At 42.5% G+C, this 25,101-nt stretch carries 18 protein-coding genes; 6 read left to right on the top strand and 12 right to left on the bottom strand.

The window, feature by feature from the left end; genetic code table 11:
- The first annotated feature begins 84 nt into the window (after positions 1-84).
- From DD657_RS13025 to DD657_RS13010, 4 genes are read left to right on the top strand one after another with little or no spacing between them, the layout of a single operon-like run.
- Positions 85-633, top strand: coding sequence for an RNA polymerase sigma factor (locus tag DD657_RS13025; protein ID WP_068691303.1), 549 nt, complete (start codon positions 85-87; stop codon positions 631-633).
- A 45-nt stretch (positions 634-678) separates the two neighbouring features.
- A complete protein-coding gene (locus DD657_RS13020; protein ID WP_287050211.1) occupies positions 679-966 on the top strand; it encodes a hypothetical protein in 288 nt (95 codons plus the stop codon).
- Positions 959-1,504 (top strand): hypothetical protein, encoded by a 546-nt coding sequence (locus DD657_RS13015; RefSeq protein WP_287050208.1) that lies wholly within the window; start codon positions 959-961, stop codon positions 1,502-1,504. The genes DD657_RS13020 and DD657_RS13015 overlap by 8 nt, the downstream gene beginning before the upstream one ends.
- A gap of 23 nt (positions 1,505-1,527) precedes the next feature.
- The gene (locus DD657_RS13010; protein WP_021989498.1) at positions 1,528-1,875 is read left to right on the top strand and encodes a hypothetical protein; all 348 of its coding nucleotides are present in this window, start codon (positions 1,528-1,530) and stop codon (positions 1,873-1,875) included.
- 35 nt (positions 1,876-1,910) lie between these two features.
- Here DD657_RS13010 and DD657_RS13005 read toward each other — a convergent pair whose 3' ends face one another.
- The 6 genes from DD657_RS13005 to DD657_RS12980 form a co-directional block, all read right to left on the bottom strand.
- Positions 1,911-3,812 carry an alpha-L-fucosidase gene (locus tag DD657_RS13005; RefSeq protein ID WP_287050204.1) on the bottom strand — a complete coding sequence of 634 codons (1,902 nt, stop codon included), beginning with the start codon at positions 3,810-3,812 and terminating at the stop codon, positions 1,911-1,913.
- A 54-nt stretch (positions 3,813-3,866) separates the two neighbouring features.
- Positions 3,867-5,441 carry a sulfatase family protein gene (locus tag DD657_RS13000; protein ID WP_287050202.1) on the bottom strand — a complete coding sequence of 525 codons (1,575 nt, stop codon included), beginning with the start codon at positions 5,439-5,441 and terminating at the stop codon, positions 3,867-3,869.
- A gap of 438 nt (positions 5,442-5,879) precedes the next feature.
- Positions 5,880-7,301, bottom strand: a complete 1,422-nt coding sequence (locus DD657_RS12995) for a leucine-rich repeat domain-containing protein (protein ID WP_287050199.1) — start codon at positions 7,299-7,301, stop codon at positions 5,880-5,882.
- Positions 7,298-8,752 carry a BACON domain-containing protein gene (locus DD657_RS12990; RefSeq protein ID WP_287050197.1) on the bottom strand — a complete coding sequence of 485 codons (1,455 nt, stop codon included), beginning with the start codon at positions 8,750-8,752 and terminating at the stop codon, positions 7,298-7,300. The genes DD657_RS12995 and DD657_RS12990 overlap by 4 nt, the downstream gene beginning before the upstream one ends.
- Positions 8,753-8,762: 10 nt before the next feature.
- Complete coding sequence (locus DD657_RS12985) at positions 8,763-9,563, bottom strand: putative outer membrane beta-barrel protein (RefSeq protein WP_287050195.1); 801 nt, start codon at positions 9,561-9,563, stop codon at positions 8,763-8,765.
- A gap of 4 nt (positions 9,564-9,567) precedes the next feature.
- A complete protein-coding gene (locus tag DD657_RS12980) occupies positions 9,568-10,527 on the bottom strand; it encodes a hypothetical protein (RefSeq protein WP_287050192.1) in 960 nt (319 codons plus the stop codon).
- Positions 10,528-10,606: 79 nt separating this feature from the next.
- On the opposite strand from DD657_RS12980, the gene DD657_RS12975 reads away from it, so the two are divergent.
- Together DD657_RS12975 and DD657_RS12970 are read left to right on the top strand one after the other, a co-directional pair.
- Positions 10,607-11,176 carry a hypothetical protein gene (locus DD657_RS12975; protein ID WP_021989505.1) on the top strand — a complete coding sequence of 190 codons (570 nt, stop codon included), beginning with the start codon at positions 10,607-10,609 and terminating at the stop codon, positions 11,174-11,176.
- Between the two features lie 4 nt (positions 11,177-11,180).
- Positions 11,181-12,455: a serine/threonine-protein kinase gene (locus DD657_RS12970; protein ID WP_287050188.1), complete on the top strand. Its 1,275-nt coding sequence runs from the start codon at positions 11,181-11,183 to the stop codon at positions 12,453-12,455.
- Positions 12,456-12,677: 222 nt separating this feature from the next.
- On the opposite strand, the gene DD657_RS12965 is transcribed toward DD657_RS12970, so the two are convergent.
- The 6 genes from DD657_RS12965 to DD657_RS12940 form a co-directional block, all read right to left on the bottom strand.
- Complete coding sequence (locus tag DD657_RS12965; RefSeq protein ID WP_287050185.1) at positions 12,678-15,017, bottom strand: FtsX-like permease family protein; 2,340 nt, start codon at positions 15,015-15,017, stop codon at positions 12,678-12,680.
- Between the two features lie 14 nt (positions 15,018-15,031).
- Positions 15,032-17,422, bottom strand: coding sequence for an ABC transporter permease (locus DD657_RS12960; RefSeq protein WP_287050182.1), 2,391 nt, complete (start codon positions 17,420-17,422; stop codon positions 15,032-15,034).
- A 134-nt stretch (positions 17,423-17,556) separates the two neighbouring features.
- Positions 17,557-19,908 carry an ABC transporter permease gene (locus DD657_RS12955; RefSeq protein ID WP_287050181.1) on the bottom strand — a complete coding sequence of 784 codons (2,352 nt, stop codon included), beginning with the start codon at positions 19,906-19,908 and terminating at the stop codon, positions 17,557-17,559.
- A gap of 2 nt (positions 19,909-19,910) precedes the next feature.
- Entirely contained in the window at positions 19,911-20,126 is a 216-nt protein-coding gene (locus DD657_RS12950; RefSeq protein ID WP_287050179.1) for a hypothetical protein, read from the bottom strand.
- Between the two features lie 203 nt (positions 20,127-20,329).
- On the bottom strand, positions 20,330-22,705 hold the full coding sequence (locus DD657_RS12945) for an ABC transporter permease (RefSeq protein ID WP_287050178.1): 2,376 nt from the start codon (positions 22,703-22,705) through the stop codon (positions 20,330-20,332).
- Positions 22,706-22,720: 15 nt separating this feature from the next.
- Entirely contained in the window at positions 22,721-25,063 is a 2,343-nt protein-coding gene (locus DD657_RS12940) for an ABC transporter permease (RefSeq protein WP_287050176.1), read from the bottom strand.
- Between the last annotated feature and the right edge of the window lie 38 nt (positions 25,064-25,101).

Here is a 25,101-nt window from a genome sequence, read left to right as displayed (position 1 = left end):
CCCAAATCTAAAATTCTTTATGAATTTGTTTCTTTCCGCAAGAATTTCCATCTTTAGCCGTCTAATAGAGAACAATGCTGGAAGATGTGCGATAAAGAAATAATCGATCGGATTCTTAACGGATACCCGCAGGATTTCCGGTTTCTGGTAGAAAAGTACCAGGAAACGGTTTTCCGTACAGCCATGGGCTTCGTACATGACCGGGAAGACGCAGAAGACATCAGTCAGGAAACTTTTATCTGTGCCTACCGTTCTCTTCACAATTTCCGGGGCGAATCGGAATTCTCGACCTGGCTCTACCGAATTGCGGTCAATTGCTGTCTGCGTCAGATCAAACGGGCGCAAAAGAAAAATTTGCTACAACGAACGGAAGATTTATTACAACGGGCATTATACATTTGCAGTGAAGATAAAAATCCGGAAGAAACAGTTATTTCCAAACAATCGGAAGAATTAATCCGCAATGCCATCGACAGTCTTCCGGAAAAACAGCACATTGCTTTTACATTGAGCAAATACGATGAAATCCCCCAGAAAGAAATTGCCCGGATTATGGAAATCAGCGAAGGAGCTGTCGAACAATTGCTCCAACGGGCTAAAATAAATTTGCAAAAAAAATTAAAACAGCCGTAGGATTTTTCTCCGAAGCGTATCTAATAATATGTAATTGCGTCTGAAATGAGAAAGTTATCAGTAGAGGAATTTATACATCAGGAAATATCCGTAAAACCGTCGGTTTCATTAACCGAGCGGATTATGGCCGATGTATTGGACACAGAAAACCATATCTGTACCCAGAATAAGATGTGGTGGATTCAGGCAACAGCCATTGCGGCAAGTGTAGTTATAACCGTTATGCTGGGTATCCAAATCGGAAAAAGTTATCCGAAAGCGACTTTCGACGGTTGGAACATCAACGACGCACAGATTGAAAATCTGGCTCTATACGAAGTGGAACATGAATAATATTATTAAAAAATACTGGAAAAACTGGCTTATCCTGATACTGATCGTTTTAAACATTTCCACGATCGGCAGTATTCTTATTACCCGCCAGTGTTCCTCTGCCGCCCGGGATACGATTGTTATTGACGAAGAGGCAACACCGATCAACGGACAATGTTTTGTCAAAAATATGGACTTCAGCAAACAACAACGAAGTGATTTCAGAATCATAAATCATCAATTCCGCCAACGTGTCTGTCATATTATTACACAACTCAACGCACAGAAAAAAGAGATGTTTTATGAACTGGGACAAAGCTATTCGGATACCCTGAAACTACATCGCATTGCCCGGAATATCGGAGATCTGCATCAGGCATTGAAAGACGAAACAGGCCGTTTTTATCTATCGGTAAAGACATTATGCAACACAGATCAACAAAAAAAGCTGCAACGTTATTTTACTCCGTTGTTCCAGACCTCTTGTTGTCAGGGACCGGACAAATGCGGACAGAAAAATTGTCTGCACCAACATAAGCACAATATTTGTGAACCTTAATATAAACCTTTAAAATTGAAAAAATGAAAGCTTTATTAATCGCATTAGCATTGGTATTTACAGTGAGCGTTGCTTCTGCTCAAAGTAACAAAACAACCAAAGAAACGAAAAAAGAAACGAAAAAAGAGTGTGTGGACAAAAAAGATTGCCAGAAGAGCGAATGTTGTAAAAACAAAAAAGACGCTAAATGCACCGGAGAATGTAAGAAAGACGGAAAATGCTGCAAAGAAGGACAAAAAAATGCAGATGGAAAAAGTTCTTGCTGCAAGGATGCAAAGAAAAGCGGATGCTGCAAAGATGCTAAAAAAGGCGAATGCACCAAAAGCGAAAAAAAATGTTGTAAAGAAGGAAAAACAACAGATAAAAAGTAAAGAAAAAGCCTGCGATTGCAGGCTTTTTTATTGTTCTATTTTTTTAAGATTCCGATTTCACCGACTTTGACAAAAGGACGCCCTTTGATTTCCTGTAAAGGCTCAAAACGGAAATAACGAGCCGGATAAGTACGTCCGAAAGAAACAGTTTGAGGTATCGGATTGTACATGATATTACTGAATTCTCCGGGGCATTCGCATTTTACCCATTTTTGTCCGTCCTCACTCACATAAAATGCATACAGAAAAACAATCCCTGCATTATCTCCTCCGGCTACAGGCATATACGTAAATCCCGTTATATCATAAACTTTCCCCATATCCACCGTCAAATTTCCGATACTCTCCGTCCCCTCTGTCTGCCAAAAAGTCTTCGGATCGTTATCAATGGCCTGCCGCGCCGGCTGTGCAGATATTTCATTTACTTTGCCAACAATTTTCCAATCCGTAACAGGAATATCGCCGGGCCGGAAATCCACTTGCTGCCCATCAATCACCGGGGCATAATATGCACCGGCTTCCCGGACATATACCCTTCCACGGCTCTGATCAACGGTTAAGCGCAAAGCCTCCGGCCGGCAATCCGGGAAACGCAGCAAACGCTTGTATCCGGCTGTTGTTCCCTGAGCCAAAGATTGCCATTGTCCTTCAATCTGAGCCTCTAATGTAAAATGTTCTATCCGCTGTCCCTGACGGATATCCTCGCCCAGCAGAAAAGTATTAATGGTAACTCCCGGTTTCACTTGAAATTCACGACTATCACCTTGCTCCATTTCAAAAGCTTCCCCTTTTAAAAGACGGTTTTCCTGAAAAACGGTCCGCAGATATTCTCCGAATTCCTGCAAACGAGCCGCATCGTTTTCATGAATCAACCCCCGGGTATCAGGCGGAACATTCAATAAAAGCACCGAATTGTAGCCGACAGACTCGAAATAGATATCCACCAGCTTTTGCAAAGATTTCACCTGGTGATCCTGAGAAGCGTGATAAAACCAACCCGGACGTATCGATACGTCGACTTCCGACGGATACCAGAACAAACGGGAAGCTTTGGCTATCAGATCCCGGCTTCCCAAATCTTTCGCCTGCGCATGTATCCCCAGCTTTTGATTTTCAACCTGAGCACCCGGATAAGTCTCCGGCATAAAAGCCGTTGCACTCCACTCGGTTTCACGCCCCAGTCCCTGTTCATTACCTACCCAGCGTACATCGTCTCCCATAATGGCACGTACAGCATGGGGCTGTAAACTATCCATCACACCGCAAAACAATTGCCAGTCGTATTCCTGTTTTCGTCCGTTAGGCCCTTCCGCATTCGCACCGTCAAACCAGATTTCATGTATCGTACCGTAATTCGTAAGTAATTCCGTCAATTGTTCGGCGAACATCCGGTTATACCGGGGACTATCGCCGTAACACTCTGCATTCCGGTCCCAAGGAGACAAATATACCCCGAATTTCATTCCATATTTATCACAGGCATCCTTCAACTCCCGCACAACATCTCCCTTCCCGTCCCTCCAGGGAGAAGAGGCGACCGAATGCCGGGTGGTTTTCGTCGGCCATAAACAAAAACCGTCGTGATGCTTCGCCGTCAATATGATCATTTTAAAACCACCTTTCTGCAATGTTTTTACCCATTGTTCGCAATCTAATGACGTAGGATTAAACAAAGCCGGATCTTCCTTGCCATCCCCCCATTCGCGGTTTGTAAAGGTATTTATCCCAAAATGCACAAAAGCCGTCAGCTCCATCTGTTGCCAGGCATATTGCCCTTCCGTCGGTACCAAACGGGATGCCATTTCTATTTTCTGTTCCGGAGTAGCTCCTTCCGGAAAAACCACCTCCTTTACATACAATTGCTCCGACTGACGACAGGACACCGCCAATAAAACAATCCACACTAAATTTTGCAATAATCTGATTTTTTTATTCATAACTTGTTATTACTATTTTAAAATTACACAATGAGTCCGTCCCAGTGTGTAAAGTCAATTCAAATTCCGGATCGGGTCGTCATAGAAAATCTGCAGACGTTCCAACTCCGCTTTCAGTTCTTCCGTTATCTTTTCCATACCGGGTTGCCCGAACAGATTGTGCATTTCAATCGGATCTTGTTGTAAATCATACAATTCCCAGGTATCAATATCATTGTAAAAATGCATCAATTTATAACGTTCAGTCCTTACCCCATAATGACGGCAAACAGAATGTTCTGCCGGATATTCATAGAAATGATAATAAAGCGATTTCCGCCAATCCGCAGGATTTTCTCCTTTCAGTAAAGGTACCAACGAAACGCCTTGTATGTCGGAAGGTACCGGTAATCCCGCCAATTCTAAAAATGTCGGAGCATAATCGATATTCTGTACCAGATTACCGATATCCCCGCGTTTTCCGAATCCTTCCGGCAGGCGCATAATCAACGGGGTCCGCATAGACTCCTCATACATAAAGCGTTTGTCGAACCAACCGTGTTCACCCATATAAAATCCCTGATCCGAAGCATAAATGACCACCGTATTTTCGAGCAAACCTTCCTGTTGCAGTTCTTCCAGCAAGTGCCCCACATTATCATCCAGAGACTTTACCGTTTTCAGGTAATCACGCATATAACGCTGGTATTTCCATTCAGCCAAAGCTTTGCCGGTCGGTTTTGCTTTCTTAAACTGATCGATGATCGGTTGGTAATGTTTATCCCATGCTGCTTTTTGTGCAACATTCATTCGTCCGTAAGTACCTCCGGCTCCTTCATTCCGCACATAATAAGAACGGTAATGATCGTCTATCTCCTCATCCAACATTTTCAGATCGTATATCAGGGTCATGTCTTTCGCGATATTCATTTCCTGCTTTCCGGCAGCAAGCCGTCCCTGATAATCATCCCAAAACGTCTCCGGCAATTCGAAATTCCGATCTTCGAATAAAGCCAGATCACAGGTATCTGCCATCCAATTCCGGTGGATCGCCTTGTGATGGACAAACAGGCAGAAAGGCTTCGCCGTATCCCTTTTGTGACGTAACCAGTCAATACTCAGGTCTGTGATAATATTCGTAACATATCCCTCTTTGTGAATCGTTCCTTCCGGTGTAATAAAATCCGGATTATAATAATCTCCCTGACCGGGTAATATGGTCCAGAAATCGAAATGAGTCGGTGTACTTCCAAGATGCCATTTTCCGATCATAGCCGTTTGGTAACCTCCTTCCTGCAACAACTGCTGAACCGTTTGCTGTTCTCCGTCAAACATTGCTCCATGAGAATTGTCCGTATAACCGTTTTTATGGCTGTGTTTTCCCGTCAGCAAAGCAGCCCGGCTGGGACCGGACAAAGAGTTACACACAAAACTATTGGTAAAACGTACACCTTCCGCAGCAATCCGGTCGAGATTCGGTGTATGCATAAACCGTTTATCATAACAACTCATTGTTTGCTGAGCATGGTCATCGGTCATGATATACACAATGTTCAACGGTTTTTTCTGTTCCGCCTTTTTTACCGTATTTCCACATCCGTTTAATGTCGCCAATCCGACCAAAGGCAGAAAATAGTTCATTTTATCCATAATTAGCATCAAAAGATTAAATAGCCTGATAAATAAAAATAACTGTTTGTGAATTCCAAACTGGTTTATAAAACCGCAGAATCATAAAAATGTAAATTCCGCTGATCCCGACGGTCTATTATGATTTACAATTTTCTTCGTGACTTTTAACCGTAAATCAAAAATTAGTATATCATTCGTTTTTATAAATCTCACACTCGAAAACACCGAATTCCTATTTTAACAATAACGGCAAAGCCCTCCAACCCAATCATTCGTTTGATTTTCAAAGTCGCAAGATATAGTATAGTTGTTAAAAAACCAAATTTTATATATAATCAGGTGTTATTTGTAAAATTTTTACCATACCTGTTTTGCTTAAAAAAAGGTTCTGAATAATTTATAACATTTAGCAGAAAATCCTTTCCCCAAGGAAAATTTATTTGTTCCCGAATATATCTATTCTAACATCAAATATCCGTTCTTTTGGGGCAAAATAAGAGGCAAATGAAACAAATGCCAGTTAGGAAGATTCAACACACTTTGGGGAATTTTTCCGGTTAAATAATTACTTGACAACGTCAACTCTTTTAATAAAAGCAATCCTCCCATTTCCTCCGGCATTTTTCCGGTCAGCTCATTATTGCCCAGATACAATTGTTCCAGATTCTTTGCGTTTTTTATCTCCGGAGGAATATTTCCCTTGATTTTATTATAGCTCAGATTGAGATACCTCAAGCGGTCTGTAAAAATCTCCCCGGGCAAAAAATCCGAAACAGAACAGTGCGCTATTGTCAGACGTTCCAACTCCGTCCACAAACCCATTTCCGGTGAGAGTCCCTTCGTCAGTTGCATTTCCTCCAAATGCAAAAGCCTTATCCTACGCAATCCGGAAAAATGAATAGCAACAGGTTCAAAAGAACATTTCCCTAAAAACAACACTTGTAATTCCGGTAATGTCCATAATTCATCGGGTATATTTCCGGAAAATCGATTATCGATTAAATCCAGATACTTCAATCGGCTCCACTTCCGGATATCCGGACTGATTGTTCCTTCTATCTGATTGGACGAAAGCCGGAGTTCCGCTAAATCAGGTAAACTATATATATCGTCAGGCAACCGGCCTTTCAGGTTATTCATGGGCAACACTATCGATAATTTATCATCGGCAAATTCTACTCCTTCCCATTCCCCGACAAGTTTATCCGACAGCCAGTTTTTCTGCCTGTTCCATTCCGGACCGTTCAACGAATTATAAAATTCCGTCAGGATTTTCCGGATATGACATTCCTTTGTCATTTGCCAAATTCTAAACGTATCGCCTAATTCATAATCGTCGGCCTTTACAATAACAGAAGCCGAACGCGAATCCAACTTTTCCAATCCTTGAATATTCAAAAATATCGCTCCGTCAACACCACGGACATCCAACCAATCGTAGTCTTCAGGCAACACCCAATGATAAGCAATATTGGCTTTTACCGGTAAAATAATTTCCACCGGGAAAGTATATAAAATCGTATCGTCATTGTAAAACCGCAACACCCCTTTGGGTTTTTGGACAACCACCAGTTCTGTCTCCTTTTCGTCCGATACGATTTTCAGGTTTGCCTTTCTGATTTCTTCAACCGGATTAGGCTGACAAACCAATTTTACCTCCGTCTTCCCTTTACTCCCGTATACCGGACTGGCAGTAAGCCATCCAGGAATATCCATAATCTTCCACTTACAATTGGCCGAAACGACAAACCGTGCTTCGTCTTTTTCAAACGAAAATTCAACCGTTTCCCGTTCCGTCTCGATTTCATACACCAATGGGGTCGGATCACTGCAAGCCGTCAGACAGATTAAGATTATAAATACATCATACAATTTCATAATTCCGGCGGTTGATTCGGGAGGGTTAAACTCTTACCTTCCCTTTGAGGCAATATCGCTCTCAAATCAAATTGGTTCCAATGCGGCAGCAAAAGAAGAGCTGCCGGAATTTCTCCCGTCAGATAATTGCTACTGATATAAAGTCCTGTCAGTTTTTTCAATAAACCGATCTCTTCAGGCACTTCTCCTGTCAACAAATTCCCCGAGATATTTAAAAATGTCAACTCTTTCAGGTTGCCTATCTGCAAAGGAATCGGCCCGGTAAAGTTACATTCATACATCATCAGTGAGTGCAACTTTTTCAGTTCGAACAACTCCCAAGATAAAGTATCATAGGCCTGAAGATTCGAGAAACGCAACCATTCCAGATTTTGCAAATTTTTTATTCCCGGCGACAACGGATTCGTTACATACAGGGACGCCATATCGAGAATTTTCAGATTCCCCAGATTCGAATAGTCGATTGTAACAGGTTGAAACGAATTTTCAGCCAAAACTAAAGATTCAAGTCCGGAAAGCGACCAGATCTCATCGGGAAGTTCACCGGACAACCCGTTATAACCCAAGTCCAGCTCCGTTAAATTCCGGAAATTTCCGATTTTCGGACTGATGGTTCCGGATAGCGGGTTATTACGGATGACCAATCTCTCCAAGTCCATTAAATCATAAAAATCATCCGGGATTTCTCCAGTCAAATTATTATCCGTCAAGAATACTTGCACCAGATCACCATCTGCATCGTACAGCCCGTACCAATCCTTGAAAGGCAAATCACTCAACCAGTTGGTATTATTATACCACTCGTCGCCGTTCATGGCATAATAAAAATGTTTTAAAATTTGCCGCGTATGCCGCAATTTTGTCATTTGCGTAAGATAAAGCGTATCGGACAGCTTACACCCTTCCGCATATAATACCAAGGGAACGTCCCGGATATCTTCATCTGTCATAGAGGAAATCCGTATGGCCCAATTATCCGGCGAAATCCGTTCCGGCGTTATCCATTTGCATTCCGCAGGATAAACAAGATCATACTCCAGATTCGAATTAACAGAGACATAAATCGTGGAAGCCTGTTCATGAACAATGGTATCCGGAACACGAAACGCCAATATCCCCTTTCTCATCTGAATGACCGAAATAGGCTGTCCGGCTTCACCCGCCTGTAGATACAACTCGGCTGTCCTCTCCTCATCCGACATATTATAGGTACAAGACAAAGAAATCCGTTCGGTCCCCTCTTCTCCCTTATCCGGAGATACTGTCAACCATTGGGGGATGTTCGTAACAGACCATTTGTAGTTCGTTTTGAGCAGAATTGTTGCCGTATCCTGTTCAAAAGACAAACGGACCTCATTCGTATCCACACTCGCCTTATACACCAATGGATTCGAGTCTTTACACGCCCCAGCCATTAATAAAAACAATAATATCAGATAGTTATACCTCATAATCCTTCATTTATAAATGTATGCCTACTCCCAAACCCACCATTGAATTTTCGAAATTGGTATAATAATTGTAATTCCCCCGGAGATAAAGCCGTTCATTCAGCCGCAAATCGGCCATAAAGCTGAATCCCTTCCCGCTATAATCGACATAAGCCTGGGCATATCCGGCATATACCCCAACCCTATTGCTGATCGTATACTGCAAATACAAATTTGTTTCCACAAAATCCCGGCGCAACCGACCGCTCCCTTCGGGCCAAATCCAAAGACTATTGTAGCGCAACGCCGGCACCAATGAAAACCGATGCAACAACAAAATATGAATATCTGCTCCGGCATACATACCGACAGACGCATAGTCCATCAACATATTCACTCCGCCGGAAAACGTAAAAGACACCACTTGCCGCCATTTACTTTTTTGTATCTTCCCGGGATCATATACCAAATAACGATAGGTACTCTTAGGCAATAACCGGATCGGACCGATTTTATTTTTAAAATACCCCCGGGCTTCCAAATAAACGATCCGGACATTTTCGAAAGGCGTCGTTAAAAAATAAAGGGTATCGACAAAAACTCCTTTTTTCCGCATATGCCCTCTGTTAGCAGCAGGAATCGTCAATTCCATATTTGTAAAATAATTCAGCCGGACTCCGGATTCAAAAATAATACGGGCACTGGCCTTACCGTCAATCATCCGGGTAGAAACGCTGTTACTGTCCAAACCACCCTCTACTATCAACTGCCTTTGGGCAAACAAAAAAGAAGGTAAAAAACAAAGAAAAAAGAGTACATACGATTTTCCCATGTAATTATCTGAATTCAAAATTACCTAACTGATACACTTCTTCCCTCGGGAATACCTTTTGATTCAGCAAATAAGGCTGCCACGTACGGATATGAATCAACATTTCGGTGTCGCTCCGGAACTCCACGGCCATAAAAAGCCAGCCGTCATCATTATAAGTCGTAGAACGCCATTTTTGCAACAAAGTCACCCCATATAAATTCCGTAAAGCAGGGTGTTGGACTATGACAATATCTTCAAAAAATAAATTGACAAAACGGTTTTTGGCAAATACACCTTTCAACTGTTCCAAATACTCATTCTTATTATACAGGTTATACCTGACTTTTTCCTCGCTTAACCCCGTCAGCTTCGACCTCTCTCCGGTCCCCCGATATACATAACCTGTAATAATCAAAACATCGTCCCCATACACCTGGGAAATCAAATTCAAATCCTTGCGGTTATAAGCTGTCCGGAAATCTTCCACAAAATCGAGGATAGACCGTTTTCTCTGTACATCCTGCAAAGAATTATTCTGTGTCAGAATCGTATGATAAACCGTTTCGTCCACGGAAAAATGAAAATTGATAATTTGACCGTCCGGATTGAAGTTTATTACACCGTTCTGCAACAGTCCGCCTTCCTGCATCACAACCGGAATTCCCCGGATCTGATAACCGACAGCCGTAATTATCCCTTTGAATCCCCCGTAATCTTTTTGAAAATAAAAGGAAGAGCTCTTCCAAATTTCCAGTACCTTTTCTTCTGCCTCCGGAGTAATACACTCCTCCGGAAAAGAAGGTGAAACAGCATTGGAATAAGCATTATTTATCTGGTTCACAAAAATAGACGCCGTTATACTCATCCGCAAGCTCAAAGTCTCATCCTCCAAATCCGTCACCGTAATATAAGGCTTGCCCTGTCCCCATACGGCACAAAGTAAAAAACTGACTATACAAAACGTCAAAAGTGACTTTACCATTAAATAAATAAGCTTGTTTTGAACAAAAATAGAAATATTTTTATAAATTTATTATTTTATTTACACAAATTAAAAAACAATGAACGGCCGTTACCCGGAAATACAGGAACTATTGCAAAAAGTAGAAAAAACATACGGAGAAAAATTAAGTACTTCCAGCGACTATTTCTGCTTATATTCGGATATCAAACAGAAAGTAAAAGCAAATATCAGTTTCTCCACTCTCAAAAGAATATACGGATACGTGCCCTATTCTTCTTCACCCCGGATAGCGACATTGAATGTACTCGCCCGGTACATTGGAGAACGGAATTTTGACTCATTCTGTGAAAAGTTGAAAAAAGAAAATTTCAATCAATCCCATTTTTTTACTTCGGACAACATACAGAGTTGTGAATTAGCAACCGGTCAATCCTTGGAAATAGCCTGGGCTCCCAATCGGTATCTCAAACTGCTGCACCTGGGAAATTCCCGTTTCCGGGTGACGGAAAGCCGGAATTCCCAAATTCAGATTGAAGATGTATTTTGTGCTTCCGAATTTATTTTGGGAATGCCTCTTTTTTTGCACGATCTAGAGCGGGAAGGTCTTGATCAGCACATGTTTATTGCCGGCAAGAAGGGAGGATTGACATTGTTAAACCGCATTTGAATATATGACACCTGATACGGATACATCATCGGAATTTATCACCGGAAATTACCTCCGTTTTTCCGACACTTTTTGCGATATTCGGGAATTTCAGAATTCTTCCGGAGGGTATGCCTTACTATACTCGGCACACAAAGAAGGCCGTATGTTTATCCTGAAAGGCCTGAAACCTGCCTACCAAAACAACCCGGTTTACATTACGCTGTTACGCAAAGAATATGAAATCGCATATCCTTTGGACCATCCTTCCCTTTATAAAGTAATCGCCTTTGAGAATATCGAAAAGACCGGCCCTTGCATTGTCCTGGAATTTATAGACGGCTTATCGTTGAGGGATATGTTGCTGCAAAACCGAATCACAACAAACATTGCAGTAAAATTAATCCGGGAATTAATTGATGTCACCACTTATCTGCACCGGCATCAGGTGATACACCGGGATATCAAACCGGAAAATATAATTGTTACACATCAAGGAAATCATCTAAAGCTCATCGATTTCGGACTCGCCAACAACGACTCTTACAAACCGGGGCCGGGAGGTGTCGGCAGTAAACATTATGCAGCCCCCGAACTTTTGGAAAAAGGCCGGTCTTCTCCCCAAAGCGATATCTATTCCATCGGTATTATCATCAAGGAACTGGCCCACAATGCAAAGCTCCCCAAAACATATAACCGGGTTGCCCGGAAAGCAACAGCCCCCTCCGTTGAGAAACGCCATATTTCGACAGAACACCTGAAAAAAGAGCTGGAAAGAAAACCATACTTTTCTATCGTTTTTACAATCTGCCTTGCATTTCTTATCCTGGTTTCTTCCGGTTATTTCATTTCCATCTCCCCAAAACAACAACCGGAAAGTAAAAATATTCAGGATATCTATTACAATTGTTATCTGAAAATCGATTCTTTATTGAAAAACGCTGAAATTACTCCTGGTATCGACATTTCCCGTCCTTTCTATGATTTTCAAAAAGACTCCGTGACTCTGATCCGTAAATTCTCCGAAACGATAGAAAACGAATACGGTACTTACCGGACTTCATTGGAATATAAAAAAAGTCTTCGTTGGGCCCGGCAATGTTTACAAAAATGGCTGGACGATTCCCGCAGACAATATGCCAGCTCCTTAAAAGCAGCCGTCATAAAACACTTTGATTCCAAGGCAAATCCCCTTTCCTGGACTGTCATACGACAGCAATACATCGACCGATTCGGCTCAATAGCCCGACAAAACACAGAATTTATTGAACGCCATACCCTATCTTTGATTTACGGTTGACGTTCCCTCCAATAGCTGATGCATGAACCCCAATAAATATTTTTGATTTACGATTTTTGATTTACGACTCTGTCGCAACTTGATTCGTTATTTACAACGGGCTAACTTGTGTCTCCAATCAAAATCGTAAATCAAAACGTTCTTTTTATGGCTCCAAAACTCTGCAACTCTGTAACTCATTGCCTGTATTTCAATTTAAAATCATAAATCTAAAATTGAAACTCATTCGTTTTTAAGCACTTCCACCGGATTCGCATTGGCCGCCTTCCAACTCTGCCAACTGATCGTCAGCAAAGTAATCGACAATACAATCACACCGGCCAACAGAAATACCCATACCGAAAGAGATGTTTTATATGCAAAGCCGGACAACCAAACAGATATAGCATACCAGGACAGAGGACAAGCCAATACAAAAGACAATACCACCATCCGGATAAAATCCCGGTTAAGGAAAATAATCATTTGCCAGTTTGTGGCCCCGTTTACTTTTCTGACACCGATCTCTTTCGCCTTATATTTCGAATTAAACAACACCAGGCCGTACACCCCCATCAAGGCCAATAAAATTGTCGCCAAACCGAAAATATTCACCAGCGTACCCAATCTTTCTTCTCCTTTATACAAACTGTTCAGATGATCGTTGAGAAAACGTACATCTCCCCCATACGTGGGTGATAACTCACGAATTGTCTTACGTATATGCGTCAAAGCTTCATTCCGGGCCGCTCCGTTGATTTTAATATAAAAATAGTTCCCGGCCCATTCTTCATTCACAGCCAACAACAAGGGCCGAATACTTTGCTGCAAGGGCAATATATTGAAATCTTTCAGAATCCTTCCCACTCTCATACCGGCCATTTCCTTTCCCATAGGATCGAAATGATACGTCTTTTTGAAAGTTTCATTCACCATCACCATACTGTCCTGAGTAGATACGAAACGGTCCCCTTCGATCACTTCTATTCCGAAAAAATTCAGGTAATTAGGCGCAATCATACTCACATCGCACTCTATTCGTTTTTGTTCCCCGTCGATCATATCATCGAAAAACCAGTGCTGCATTCCGGTATCCCCGATCAATTCGGAAGCAAATGTAACGTCGGTGACAGCCGGATTCTGTCGCAATTCATTCACAAATGCAGTGCGCTTTTGAACCATGTCCTTATTGCTTTTCAGATAAACAATATGCTCCTTCTCTATGCCCCAGGGACGATTCTTTACCATCTCCAGTTGCCTTCCGATAAACAGAATACCGATAATCAAAGCAACGGCAACCGTATACTGAAATACCATTAGTGTATTCCGTAAAAAAATTCCCCGGGGAGATAAAGCCTGTGAACCTTTCAAAACCAAAGCCGGAGAGAAAGAGGTCATATAAAAAGCCGGATAACATCCCGCCAACACCCCCACGATTAAGCTGACAGAGCCTACTCCTGCCAATAGCCCGGAATGAACAAAAGGATTCAAAGAGGTATACATCACCTCCTGCACAAAGGTCTGGCCCAGTAGATAACACCAGAATACGCCCAAAAGAAAGGCCAGAAAAGAAAAGATCATTGCTTCGGAAATAACGCACCAACGCAAAAAACGATTACCGGCACCGAATGTTTTCTGGGTATTCAGACTCTTTATCCGGGAAGGTGCCAATGCCATCGAAAAATTAACGAAGTTAACGATAGCCACAACCAGTACCAGAATTCCGATCAACAAAAGTATATGAGTCATCATCCGGTTGCCGGCAGGTTCATGCCAATGCTGAACATCAGCAAAATAGATATCTTTCAGGGGCAAAAACATCAAATCATGATCTGCGAACATTTTCTCTCCTGAATTTTTTCCGGCCACAATCTTATCCAAACCGCGAAGTTTATCCACTAACATTTCCATATCGGTCCCTTCCGGAATCACATAATACGATTCATAATTCCACTGCGCCCATTGTGTTCCGCTACTGAAAGAGGCCGAATAAAGAACATTCTGAAAAGTCGAATTTTGAGGGACATCCCGGTACACGGCCGCCACAGTCATTTCCCGGGCGCCGTTAAACAATACTGTTCGCCCGATAACATCCGTTTCTCCGAAAAACTTCTGCGCCACACTCAAAGGTATAAACAACTGGCCGGGCATCGTCAATGCCTGACGATAATCGCCGGCCACCACCTCCAAATCGAATACCCGGACTACATTTGTATCGGCATAGGCCGGTCCTTCCTCAAAAAAATCCATGTTCCCGTCCGGTTTTACAACGGTAAAATTAGCCGATCTCCACGGTTTATCCACAAGGCACGATACTGAAAGCTCAGGGATTTCAGCACGGATAATCTCAAACCCCGGCAAAGGAAGCAAAGCCTGATAAATCGCTTCCGACGAATGCCGCAATTCCAAGCGATAAATACGGTCGGCTTTCGGAAAGCTGCTATTATAACTGTACTCGTAATTCACCTGTATCAATATCGCAATAAAAACGGCAAACGCCACAGACAAGCCCATAATGTTTAAAATACTGGCACTACGGGAACGTTGCAATACATTCAGAAAATTTCGATAAATACGTATCATAACTTCAAATTATTTTATTCGCTTTTCAACACTTCAACCGGATTAGTATTCGCAGCCTTCCAACTCTGCCAACAGATCATAATGCCGGCTATACACAGAGCCAATATTCCCGCTAAAGCAAAAACCCACCAATCTATCGTCGTCCGGTAGGCAAAACTCATCAGCCACCGGTTCATCGCATAATAACCTATCGGACAAGCAATAACGAAAGCAATAACAATCCATTTTATAAAACTGTTCATCAACATTTCCAATACTTCACCTATCGTCGCCCCGTTCACCCGCCGTATACCGATCTCTTTTATCCGCTGCTGAATAAAATAAGTTGCCATAGCCAGAATACCCATAGCAGAAAGTAATACGGCCAACCCACATAAATAACCGATCATGCCCGAAACCCGTTTTGTCCGGCTATACCATTGCCGGATAGCGTCATCCATAAACGTCGCTTCAAAAGGAGTCCCTTCGCTCAATTGATTGTATACTTTCTTTATTTCATCAAACGTAGCAAACTGATGATCCCCCTGCAATTGCACCAGCATAGTCCAGGGTGTCTCCGGCCCTTGTAAAGGAGCAATCATGACAGGTTCCAACTTCTGCGAAAGGTCGCGGATATGAAAATCATTGACAATGCCGCGGACCGATGTCGTATGATTACCGACCTTAAATTCCACAGGCAAACCTTCCAGGCCCAATTGCCTCAAAGCCTCCTTATTCAGCCATACGCTCTGCTCTCTTAACACAACCCTCTCCGTTTGACCGTTTCTCATTGTCCACCTCATATACTCCCTTCCTTCCACATTGGATATTCCTGTAGGCGTCACCTGCAATCCCAACATCCGGAAAAAAGAAGTATCTACATTAAACGTCTGAAAACTCAAATGCCGTCCTTCATAATCAAACGAATAATTATTCCCGCCATCCAGCGGATCCCCCTGAACGAAGGCTACATCTCTCACGCCGGCCAACTTCAAAACTTCATTCCGTAATGTTTCTTTTTTTGCAGCATCCAACACATAAGAAAAACGGGCAATATTTTCCTGCTTGAAACCCATATCGTAATACTCCATAAAATGTGTCTGCTTAACTAATACGATTGTACAGATTGTCAACGCAATAGCTACTACATATTGAAAACTGATCAATACTTTGCTGTAAACCCCTTTTGTCTTTTTCCGGAAAGCTCCTTTCATCACTTCTATGGCATTAAAACGAGTGACAATCCAAGCCGGCACGAGACCGGAAATAACACCGATAAACACAATCACCGCTAATACCGCTAAAAACATCCAGGAAAAAAACAACGGCATTACTTCGATATGCGTATTCATCAATTGATTGAATAACGGCTCTGCTAAAATGCTTAATCCGCAAGCAATAACAAAAGCCAATAAACACATGATCACCGACTCGGTAATATATTGCATAAACAACATCTTACGCGAACTCCCTAAAAGTTTCTTTACAGACATCTCCTTCGCCCGCATGCCGCCCTGAGCTATCGATAAATTGATATAATTGATAATCGCTAGCATAAGAATAACACTCCCAACAGCGATCAATACCCCTACCAATCCTTTACTGTTGTATTTTCTATTTCCTCCGCCATAAGGACTGAAATAAATCTGTTCCAAAGGCTCCACCACGACTTTTTTCGGACCGTCTTCTTCTCCATAATAGGAACCGTTTTTCTGAAAGCTACTTAAAATATCCTGTTCCCTGGCTTTCAAATCGGCTCCCGGTTTTTCCAATACGTACAAACTGAAAGTAGCTATCCCCATACTTTCCAATACATCGCCATCCGGCCATCCCCAATAATCTGTCAATCCTTTTATATTTACGGCGGCATCGAAATCCGGGAAATGGGTATTTTCAGGCATATCGGCCATAATTCCGGTAATAGGTACCGTTACTCCGGCAATCTTGATTTCTTTACCGACAGGCGATTCATTTCCATACAGTTTATGCGCCAGTGCCTGAGAAATAACCATACTGTGACGCCCTTGCAACACTTCATCCGGATTTCCCTGTACCAACGGAAAAGAAAATATCTGAAAGAAAGACGGACTTACATAGGCATAGGTATAACGAATTTTCTCCGTAGGTGAAACAGCTGCAAGACCGTCTTTATTGGTCATAAACAAACAGTAATCTTCCACTTCCGGAAACTGTTCCTTCAACATCGCCGCCATTGGTCCGGAATAACCGCTTCCCTTCTCACTGGCCAAACGTACAATCCGGTCTTTATGGGCATGAAAAACATCTACCGACAACTCTTGCCGGATATATACCGTCAATAAAACGACAAATGTCAGAGCCATTGCAAAGCCCAACACCATAATCCCCGAATACAATTTATTCCGGAAAAGATTTCTGACAAAAAGTTTCACATCCGCTGTTCTCATAAGTTCTCTATTTAATAAATCTCTTTAACTATTTATGATTTACGATTCGACCACTACATATTCGTTTTTTTTTGACTCACAATCTTCTTTGTGACTTCTCAATTTTCACATATTAATCGAAATTATAAATTCATCTATTCGTTTTTCAGCACATCCACCGGATTAGCATTGGCCGCCTTCCAGCTTTGCCAGACTGTGGTCAATACGACAATCAGCAACATGATAATACCCGATAAGAGGAATACCCACGCCGATAAACCCGTTCGGTAAGCAAAATTCTGCAAATAATAATTCATAAAAAACCAGGCGACCGGACAGGCTATTACAAAAGCGACCCAGATCAATCGTAAAGATTCCCCGTTCAACATCCGGACAATTTCAGAAATCGTCGCTCCATTTACTTTCCGGATTCCGATTTCTTTGGCTCTGAAACGCGTATTAAACAACACCAGCCCGTAAACACCCATCAGAGCGATGAGAATAGTCACTCCGCCGAAAAGGGAAATCAGCCATCCCAGACGGCTCTCCTCCTCGTACATCATTTGCAAACGATCGTCCAAAAACAGAATTTCTCCCGAATGGCTATGCGCGAAATGTTGTATGTTTTCCCGGATATAATTCAAGGCTTCTTCCCGGGCAGAAGGTTCTATCCGAATGTAATAATAAACATCCGATCTGTTTTCCATAACCGACAAAATCAAAGGTTGTATGGCATATTGTGCTGTAAAATAGTTGAAATCGTACATTACGCCTTTTACCCGATGTCCTGAATAATTGACGGAAAAAGGATCTTTCAAACCATACTCCTTCATAAATGTTTCATTTACCAAAGCACGATAAGAAGTCGTATCCTTAAAGCCTTCCCCCTCTTTTATCCGGATTCCCCAAAAAGAAAGAAAATTCGGAGCTACGAATTCCATCCGGACAGTCAGCCAAGTCTTATTTTCACCGATCCAGGCCGCAGAGTTCCAGGAATCCATAGAACTTTCTTCACCAAAACGACTCGAAGCATACGTAATATCCCGGATAAAAGGAGCCCTCCGCAATTCAGTAAAAAAAGCAGAACGCTGACTGGAAAGTTCCTTATTCGTTTTCAAATAGACAACATTGTCCTTATCAATTCCCCATCCCCGCATTTTCATCATATTCAATTGTTTATAAATGAATATGACAGAAATAAGCAATCCCAGCGAAACGACAAACTGGAACACCATAAGCGTTTTCCTCAGATACACCCCATGCGGAGACAAAGCCCGGGACCCTTTCAGAACCAAAGCAGGAGAAAAAGCCGTCATATAAAAAGCCGGATAAATACCAGCCAGCAACCCGGTCAATATACTGATCCCCGCTACCAGAAAACATATCCCGATATGTTTGGCCGGATATACGGAAACCTTTATCAAATCGGATAAACCGGTCGTATTCAGGAAGTAACAATATAAGAGTCCGATCACAAAAGCAAGAAATGAAAACAATACGGCTTCCGAAACGATGCAAAGCCTTAAAAAAGTCCGCGACGCCCCGAAAGTCCGTTGCGTATTCAATGCCTGCATCCTCACCGGAGACAACGCAATCGAAAAATTGACAAAATTTACCAATGCCACAGATAAAATCAAACCGCCTACAACCAACAGCAATAAAGTAAACGCCCGGTTCCCTCCATCCGTATTTCCTCCTTCCTCGGTAAAATATATCTCTTTCAAAGGTCGGAATTGTACCAATTCTTTACCTGCTTTCCTGACTTCATCGTATTTCCGTCGAAATTCTTCCTTAAATTCAGGTACCGTTAAAATTTTTCGTCCCAATGCCTGCACATCCGTCCCCGGCGATATTTCATAAAACTGCACATAATTCCAATTATTCATCTGCATACCGGAATTAAAATCATAGGAATATACCTTGTTTTTTATCGATGAGTTTTCCGGTAAATCCTGATACACGGCAGCCACTGTCATCTCCACATCCCTACACCTCACATTTTTCCCGACGGCGTTTTCATTGCCGAACCATTTCCGGGCAATACGCAGAGGTAATAAAAGCCGGTGCTTTTCCGTCAATGCGACATGTGCATCCCCCGCCACAATCGGGATATCAAAAATCTCTACAATACCCGTATCGGCATAAGCCACTTCTTCTTTATAAAACAACCTTTCTCCGTCTTCTCCCTGCAGGGTAAATTCCGCTTCACTCCCGTAATACTGGATGACCCCTACTTTACTCAGTTCAGGCACAGACCGGCTGATCATTCCCGCCATCGGTAGCGGTACCCCGGCATCATATCCTTCGTACCAAAACTCCAAACGATATATCCGGTCTGCATTCCGGAAACAAGTATTGTAAGAATATTCCTGGCTTACCCGTATCAGAATCACCGTAAACACGGCAAAAGCTACCGACAGTCCCGCAATATTCAATAAGGCTGCACTTCGGGAACGCCGCAATACATCTACAAAATTCCGAATAATCAGTCTCAGATAATTCCTCATCACTAATCGTTTTTCAATATTTTTACCGGATTCCCGGAAGCTACTTTCACACTCTGCCAACCGACCATTAAAGCCGCTACAATAAAAGCCGCCACCCCCGCTCCTTGTTTACCTGAAACCCGTCCACCGATAATTCCTGACGAATATAGATACTCAATAAAATCACAAAAGTCAGCGATATGACAAAACCTCCTATCGTAATAACGGTATATAACCAATTCCGTAAAAAAGTTTTAAATGGTTCATCGCATTCAACGTAAAATTATTGCAATACACTTTCTGTTTTATACAATCCTTATACCAAATACCATAATACTCTCACTACCAAAAATATAACCACCACTTCATTGGAAATATATGTATAATTTCTTGACACCGTTGTCTATTTTTTTACCAATAGTACAGCCCCGCCTGGAATATACTATTCATCTTTTAAGGCATCCACCGGATTGACCGAAGCCGCCCGCCAACTCTGCCAGGAAGAAATCGATACGACCAATGCGATACTGACACCTACATCAACCGCAAATAACCACCAATTGACTGTCGTCCGGTAAGCGAATCCCTGCAACCAGAAATGCATGGCATAATAAGCAACAGGGATGCCGGCCAGACAAGCCACTGCCATTTTAGAAATAAAACTCTGGTTCAGCAATCCGATTACCTGCATTTCTGTCGCACCACTGATTTTCCGCATCGCAATTTCTTTTGTCCGGCTCTCTGCTACAAACATCGAAAAAGCAAAAATTCCCATACCGGAAATTAAAATCGCCAATACAGTCAGAATATGGATCATTTTCACCAAAGCAATATCCCGGGCATACAGATCAGAATAACTGTATTCCGTATATTGCATCATAATACCGGTATAATTTTCTTTGAAATAATTCCGGAGGTAATCGAGTACCGCCTGCCTCTTCCCCTCCCGGTAACGAATGTTTAAATTACTGTCATAACCGACCAGATCGGCACCGATAAGTACCGGATTGACCGGTTGATACAACGACTGATAATGAAAATCTTCCACGACTCCGACAACCGTCAGTGTCGAAGGACCATAATTCAGAACCGTACCGACCGGATTTTTCAATCCCAGTTCCTGTACCATTTTCCGGTTAATGACAACCTCTCCCTGTTGAACAACACCGAAATAATTACCCCATTTCTTCCGGTAATTACGCCCTTCCAACAAGCGCATCCGATAGGTTTGCAGATAAGACGTATCTCCCAGCAAGGCAGAAGACCTTATCTTTCTATCGGGTTTTTCGACATCATACACATCGTACATCACCCAGTTTCCGATCGGTAAAGGACGGCCATTAGTGACTGCCGAAATATCCGGATGATTCAACAACGCTTCCTTTACCGGATAAATAATGTCCTCATCACCGGGCCATTCTACACATAACACATTCCGGTTATCAAATCCGATCGGTTTATGCCGGACAAAATTCATTTGTTTTACCAATACCACAGAAGCAAATAAAAGTCCGCAAAAAATACACATCTGTCCGACCAACAATCCTTGTTTCAGGTCAAAGACGCCGGAAACCGGTTTTATACTACGTTTGATGCCGTTCCTGTCCAAACGTTTCAACAGCCAGAGCGATAACAGATATCCCAGTCCGAGCACAAACACAATGATCAACATTCCGAATAAAACCCATTCTTCCTTGGTCAGAGTCAAAGCATAAACATGCTGTGGAGAAACGATTCCGACAAAATAGGGATGCAGGGTAAAAAACAATCCGATGGCTATCCCCAATGCCAAACCGGTATGCATGGCAATTTCCATAAAAACCTGCCGTCTTATAGTGCGGTCTCCGGCTCCAAAGCAACGCTGTATCGCGAATACAGCACCGTTTTTATGCAATTGAGCCATTTTAATCATCAGGTAATTACAGGAAGCCAGTATAAGAATCAATAAAGCGATTCCTCCCAAGACATAATCAAAACGGAAAGAACCGTAACTAAAAACATCCTCATAATCCCGGATATGTCCCGAATACAGATAAATATCCCGTAAGGGTTGTAAACGAACGATTTTCTTCTGCTCTTTTTCATATTCGGAATAACGTCCTTCCATCACAGGAATTTCATTTTCTATAGCAGTGATGTCTGCCTGCGGTTCCAATTCCAACAAAGTTGTAAGAGCGTTTCCGGCACCATATAAATACAATTCCTCAATCTGCCTAAAGTCCAATAAGATGTCTGCCTGGATAGAAGAACGGTCCGGCATATCCTTCATCACTGCCACTACCTGATAATTCATCTCTTCCGGACCCTCCGGATAACGAAGAGTAAGTGTTTGGCCCACGGCCGGTTCATTCCCGAAATATTTCCGGGCAATTCGTTCCGACAATACGGCCCAGGCCGGACCAGTCGCGGAATCAACCGTTCCTGCAATCAAAGGAAAACTCAAAACGCTGAAAAACTGCGGATCGGTATAAATACACCGATCTTCGGAAAAGAATTCACCGGTCTGTTCATTTTTTACCAGAAACGACTGAGGAGCAACAAGCCGTACATAATCCTTTACTCCGGGAATCTCTTTCCCGGCATTTTCTGCCATAGGACTACAAAACTCCGTCGACCAATAGTCGTATCCCGGATGTTGGCAGGTCACCCGGTAAATATGCTCCCCACCCACATGAAACCGATCGGTTTGCCATTCCTTCACCACATGGCTGTATATCAATAAGGCTACCGTCAAAGCTATGGCCAATCCTCCGATATTAATTATCGTATAAACCCGGTTGCGGGCAAACCTGCGGATAATTAACTTAACATATTCCATATCCTTTTCAATTTATCAATCCGTCTTCAATGCCTTTACCGGATTCACCGTAGCAGCCTTCCAGGTCTGGTAACTGACTGTAATCAATGCCACCAGCACTACAATCACTCCGACTCCGGCAAATACCCACCAGCTCATTTCCGTCCGTACCCGGAATCCCTGCAACCAGCTATTTACAAAAATATATGCAATCGGGCAGGCCAAAAGAAACGACAGCAACACCCAAGCCAGAAAATCACGGTTCAGTATAACCAATATCTCCCCGACGGTCGCACCATTTACTTTCCGCACCCCGATCTCTTTGACCCGTCGCTGTGTTGCATAAAAAGCCATCGCAAATAAACCGACAACACTGATTAAAAAAGTAACCAGCATGGCGGAAGATAAAATCTTTCCGGCATTTGTCTCGGCCTTGTACAGACTTTCATAAGTCTGATTCAAAAAGCCGTATTCAAAAGGCACATTCGGTACCAACTCTTTCCATGTCGTTTCTATTTCCCGGATCGCCAGCTGAGGATCGCCTTTTATCTTGAAAAGATAAGGCACACCCTGATTCGCCCACATATTATCCAGCTTCACATAAACCTGTGGGTCTACTCCCTGATGAAACGATTTGGTCTGTGCATTTTTTACCACTCCTTTGATCGGATAATAACGTCCGTAAATCAAGAGATTTTGCCCTACCGGCTGTTCCATCTCCAACAATTGGGCCGCCCGTTCGTTAATCATACAATAACGCAATGAATCGTGTGCATATTCAAAAGGATTCTCTCCCTCAACGATATCCAATCCCATCACGTCGAAATAATTATAGTCTACCCGGCACATTTCCATCAGATACGTATCGTCGGCTCCGGGTTTCCCGATCGTCCACCCCTGCACCCATTCCGTCGGCAGACAATTTTTCCGGGTGACATCTTTTATGGCCGGACATTGCAGCCACTCCTCACGCAAGGCTTTGTAAGACTTGATAAACCCATCCCGGCTTTCTACATACAAAACATTTTCCTTATCAAACCCCAAATCCGTACTCACCATAAAATGTACCTGCTTATCGATAAAAAAAACGGATATCAAAAAGACAATCGAAGCCGTAAACTGAGCCACAATCAAGCCTTTTTGCAATACAGACAGTTTCTTCCCTTTGAATTGCCCCCGCATCGTTTCCACAATTCCGAACTTCGTCATATAAAATGCCGGAAACATCCCCGCCACAAATACGGTAAACAATATCAGACTTCCGACAAAAACATACAACCACGGAGAAGCCGGATCGATGGTTATAGCCGAATTAGCCAACCGATTGAAATAGGGTATGCACATCCAGGCCAACATCAACCCGAAAATAACAGCCGCAATGACATAATAAAACGTCTCCGTAAAAAACTCCCTCATCAATAATTTCTTATCAGCTCCATGTGTTTTCTTCACACCGATGGATTTGGCCCGTAAAAAAGAAGTTGAAATAAACAGATTGATAAAATTGATACAGGCAATCAGTAATACAACCAACGCCGTCAACATAAAAACCATCACCAAAGGTTTACTTCCTTTCAATATCGGCGAGTTGAAATCGGATCTCGAAAAATGGATATCTTTTAAAGGTTCCAGGTAAACGTTTGATTTGCGATCCCGGAAACTCTCCATATTGGAAGTCAGAATATCGGTCAAACCGGTCTGCAATTTCTGGAAGTCGGTATTTTCCCCCAATTTCAGATAAGTCAGGTATATATCTGAACCTCCCCATACATCCCGGGCATACCAACCGAAAAACGGTACGACGAAATGCCCCTGCAAATGCGAATTGGCCGGCAGATCATACATTATTCCGGCAATCGTAAAATTCACCCCACCATAACGAACGGATTTACCAATCGGATCTTCACCCGGAAAATATTTACGGGCTGCCGCCTCATCAATCACCATATTGTCGGGTGAATTTAAAATCGTAACCGTATTCCCTACCTTTAACGGAAAAGAGAAAAACGTAAAAAAATTCGAATCCGCAACGATAACCTTACTTTCTTTATGAATTACATTACCGATCCAAATTTCACCCAGACTCCATGGTGTTACCCGGCAAGCCGATTCAATCTCCGGAAACTTATCCTTCGCTTCTTCGGCAAACGGTTTGAAAGTTGACCCAAATACCACAGATTCGTTATTTTTAAACGAATTAATCGTCAGACGGTATATCTTATCCCTATCCTTATGAAAATTGTCGAAACTCAATTCGTTCATCGCCCAAAGTCCGATCAGCAATGCCACTGCAATACTGATGCCCAAACAAGCAATACTCAGGATTCCAACCGTTTTTTGTTTCTGTAAATTCCGGATAAATACATTCAAACTATTCATAGCATCAACTATTTAAAAATCAACTCCTTAACAAACAA

This window comes from Culturomica sp., from assembly GCF_003524185.1.
Lineage (GTDB): Bacteria > Bacteroidota > Bacteroidia > Bacteroidales > Marinifilaceae > Culturomica > Culturomica massiliensis.
This window is presented reverse-complemented; position numbering and strand designations above follow the sequence as displayed.